The organism is Citricoccus sp. (genome assembly GCF_035445025.1).
Taxonomy (GTDB): Bacteria; Actinomycetota; Actinomycetes; order Actinomycetales; family Micrococcaceae; genus Citricoccus.
In genome coordinates, this window is the sequence record NZ_DAOMPX010000119.1 from 1 (window position 1) to 3,866 (window position 3,866).

Sequence of the window (3,866 nt, forward strand, 5' to 3'; positions counted from 1 at the left end):
CGCCGATAATCTACATTATGTCAACTCAGCGGCTCGTCCGTCTCCCCAGGACGCGGTGAACCTGCTCGTGCTACCCCGCTCCCGTGCGTCGGACAGGCCGCCGGGGTGAGGCCGGGTGTGCTCAGGGTTCTGAACCGCGAACCGTGAGCACTGGCGTTCCGACCAGAGCATGCACCCTGGCGCCGTGCTGGTGGATTGAAGCCGGGGTATGCCCTAGCGGGGGGTGAACAGGCTGACCGATATCACGTGGTGGGTGTTCGGCGCCAGGTCATAGACGTCCACGTGCTTCAGGCGCCAGCCGTGCTGGTTCAGGTGGTGCATGTCTCGGGCCAGGGAAACCGGGTTCCCGGAGATGTGGACAAGCCGGTCCGGGTGTATCTGGTGGACCTGACGGAGAACGGTTCGACCGGGGCCACCGTTCGCGGAGTTCAGCACCACGGTGTTGATCCTCCGGCCGGCCAGGCCTCCCTCGGTCATTCCGGCCTGCCGGGTTCGCAGCCATCCGGCCAGTATCTGCTCGGTGTCACCGGTGAGGGCCACCGCCTGGGGCATCTCACCCAGGTTGGCTTTGGCGTCCTGGCTGACCTGGGCGTCCGGTTCTACTGAGAGCACCGCCCCCTGCGGGCCGACGGCGTCGGCCAGGAAGGCGGAGAACAAGCCCGCACCGGCATACAGCTCGGCCACGACCTCTCCCGGCTGGGCTTGTGTCGCTGCCAGCACGGATTCGACCAGGGTCCTCGGGGCATCGCGGTGGGCGGGCCAGGATCCGCTCCCCCAGGCGCGGAACGTCCGGGTTCCGTGGTGCTCGGTGACCACATGCTCCCGGATCACAGCATCCCCGCGCAGGTGGATCACCCCTGGCCCCGGGGCCGACCCTTGCGACGGGACGGTGATCCGGGCCGAGACGTGGCCCGGCAAGTGGGCCAGCCGGCGCTTCCAGCCCTCGTGCTGATCCTGCAGTACTCGAGGGTTACGGGATGCTTGTGGACCCGGAGTGATACTCACCAGCACCCGGGATCCCTGAGTGGCAGCAGTGACGTCGACGCGTACGGCACCGGTGAAGTCCAGGTCCCAGAGGCGGAGCTCGTCGTAGGCGGGCACCGACAGGGGGATCCTGCCGGTGGGTGAGACGGCCAGCGTGGTGCGGCTGCGCCAGTGCATCCCCGCTGGCTCATCGGCGACGATGCCCATGACACGGACCTCCACATCATCTCCATGCAGCTGGCCGGCCCGGCCGAGGGTGTCCCGGAAGACCTGGGCCTTGAGCCGGCGCTGATGGTCCAGGACGATGTGGCCGAATTCGGCGCCGTCCACCGGGGGCCGGCCGGCCTGATAGGCCCGCAGCGGGTCCGCCAACTTCCACGGATGGACCCGTCGGAACTCCGAGGCCCCCAGCACCTGGACGGTGTCAGCCCAGTAGTACCCGGTCGTGGGGCCGGACCCGATCAACCGGGCCACGACGGTCTCCCCGGGTATCGCATGACGGACGAAGATCACCCGGCCCTGGTGCCGAGCCACGCAATGGCCCCCGTGCACCATGGGGCCGACCTTCAACACCCGGAGCACCGGATCCGGGCCGTCGGCTCCGGCAGCCATCCCACCTTGAGCGGTGGCGTACATGGAACTGGTCATCTCATCTCTTCCGTTTCAGACACGGCAGTCGGGCCCCTCGGACAGGCGGTCGAGAGGGAACACTCGGGATGGGCCGTCCGGCCGGATAGCGTCACGAGCCCTCGCCATGAGGGGGTCGCGGCAGGTGACAGGGCCGGGACGGGGCCTGGATGCTGACCAGTGGGGACACAGGCCCACCGCCCGGTCGAGGATGTCAAGCAACCGCGCGTAGTGGTCCTGGGTCAGGCACCCGGCGGCATCGGGCCGCATCGGTCCCGGCAGTACCCCGGCCCGTAGGTGGATTCGCACGTCGTGCTCCATAGACCCCTCCTGGGAGTGGCATCAAGAGCTCGCTGCTGAACTCGTTAGTGGTGTGCGATTCGTCTATCCGCACACCCCGTTGGATCGGAGCGGGAGGAACAGGTGGGTATCCCGCCCCGGCGGTGCTCCCGTACCCGACCTTAGGCAAGACCGGTCCGATCGGAGCAAGTCTCGCGTCTACCCCATATGTACTGATGCCGTCAGCTGGGATGACGTCTACCAGGGGCACGGCCTGGGTCCCGGGCGCGTGAAACCCGTGGTCAGCCGGTACACGTGGAGAATGAGTATTGACAGTGAATAGGTCAACGTGCACGGGCGCCGTGACTTCGGCCCGGTCACGGTTTCGGTCGGAGGCGCGCAGGTGCCGGTCCGGACGCTGATAGGTGTACGTATGGCCCCGGGTGCTCTGCGGGCCATTCGCCCCAGGTTCTGGGCTGGCACCACTCCGTCTCCCGTCGTTGCCCGCCACAGATGGCCACCGGGTGTTACTCCTGCCGGTACCGGCCGCCCGCGCGTTCCTCTCGCGCGAGGAAGGACCCAAGTTCCTCGATGGTGCTCATCAACGGTGCGGGGAAGACGACCGTGGTGTTCTTGTCCACCCCGAGCTCGAGCAGGGTCTGGAGGTTCCGCAGCTGCAGTGCCACTGGGTGGGCCATCATCACATCCGAGGCCGCTGCCAGGGCTGTGGCTGCAGTCGCCTCGCCTTCAGCGTTGATGATCTTGGCACGCTTTTCCCGCTCGGCTTCGGCCTGACGGGCCATGGCTCTCTTCATGCTGTCGGGCAATTCGATGACCTTCAGCTCCACGAGGGTGACCTCCACGCCCCAGTCCACGGTGGTCACGTCGAGGATGGATCTGATGTCCTCGTTGATGCGATCCGTTTCCGAGAGCGTGTCATCGAGGCTGTGCTGGCCCACGACCTTGCGCAGGGTGGTCTGGGCGATCTGGTCGATCGCGGAGTGAACGTTCTCGATCGCCACCACCGCCTTGGCGGCATCGATCACCCGGAAATAGGCCACTGCAGAGACATCGACGCTGACGTTGTCCCTGGTGATGATGCCTTGAGACTGGATAGGCAGGGTGACGATCCGCAACGGCACCCGGTGCAGCACGTCGATAAAGGGGATGATGACGTGCAGGCCGGGCTCGCGCACCGGCAGCAGTCGGCCCAGACGGAAGACCACCCCGCGTTCGTACTCTTTGATCACCTTCAGGGACAACCACAGCAGAAGCAGGACCAGGATGGTTCCCGCGATGAGGAGGACTTGTTGCAGGGGGTTCATGGGGCGCTCCGGTATGAAGTGGCCGATGTCGGTCAGCACGTGGTGGGTAAACAGCTAAGCCCCCGCGGTCATGTGCCCGTTGCCGATCGTGTCGACCGCAGTCATGGGTAGGTTCCTTTCCCGAAGTGCGGGGCGGCGGGCCCCCATCGGCAACGGCGAATGGCCCTATGCCTCCGGGAGATTGCCCCGGCCACCTCCGGTCCGGTACATACGGACGACGAAGTGGCTTTCTGCGTGGTTCTTCGCGATGACCGCTCCGGCTTCCCCGGCGAGCTTGATGCCGAATTGGATTTCAATGCGTTCCGCCACATGGTCATCGAACGCCTCGAATGCGGCGGCGGCGGCTGGGCGGATGGACGCGAGGGCCTCTTCGAGGCGACGGCCGGCGTCGAGGATTCCCTGCTGATTTCGCAGCGGGTGATCGACTCCGTAGCTTCCGTCATGGGCCTCCACCAGCACGAAACCGGAGCCGACTTCGTAGCGGACAATCTCTGACATACCGCGCCTCTTTCGTACTCGACGAGTCCCCACTCGATGCAACCGGCAGTGAGGGGAGCTGACCTCAGATACTGGCTGTCAGGGATCCGTTGTTCGTGGCTTCTTAGTAAGTGTTGGGAAAGTGCTGGTGGCCCTTCCGGGTGCGGGGCCCTG

General features: G+C 66.1%; 3 protein-coding genes. All 3 read right to left on the reverse strand.

The genetic code is table 11. The features are described from left to right. Window positions 1-213: 213 nt before the first annotated feature. The 3 genes from PLJ28_RS15215 to PLJ28_RS15225 all read right to left on the reverse strand — a co-directional run bounded on the left by PLJ28_RS15215 (window position 214) and on the right by PLJ28_RS15225 (window position 3,713). Window positions 214-1,596: a class I SAM-dependent RNA methyltransferase gene (locus PLJ28_RS15215; RefSeq protein ID WP_183526022.1), complete on the reverse strand. Its 1,383-nt coding sequence runs from the start codon at window positions 1,594-1,596 to the stop codon at window positions 214-216. A gap of 821 nt (window positions 1,597-2,417) precedes the next feature. Further along, window positions 2,418-3,254, reverse strand: a complete 837-nt coding sequence (locus tag PLJ28_RS15220; protein ID WP_324590374.1) for a slipin family protein — start codon at window positions 3,252-3,254, stop codon at window positions 2,418-2,420. Between the two features lie 126 nt (window positions 3,255-3,380). Further along, a complete protein-coding gene (locus PLJ28_RS15225) occupies window positions 3,381-3,713 on the reverse strand; it encodes a CU044_2847 family protein (RefSeq protein WP_183526025.1) in 333 nt (110 codons plus the stop codon). Between the last annotated feature and the right edge of the window lie 153 nt (window positions 3,714-3,866).

Coding starts and splice junctions, on each gene's coding strand:
- PLJ28_RS15215 (WP_183526022.1), bottom strand. CDS start 1,596: ATGGCTGCCGGAGCCGACGGCCCGGATCCGGTGCTCCGGGTGTTGAAG.
- PLJ28_RS15225 (WP_183526025.1), bottom strand. CDS start 3,713: ATGTCAGAGATTGTCCGCTACGAAGTCGGCTCCGGTTTCGTGCTGGTG.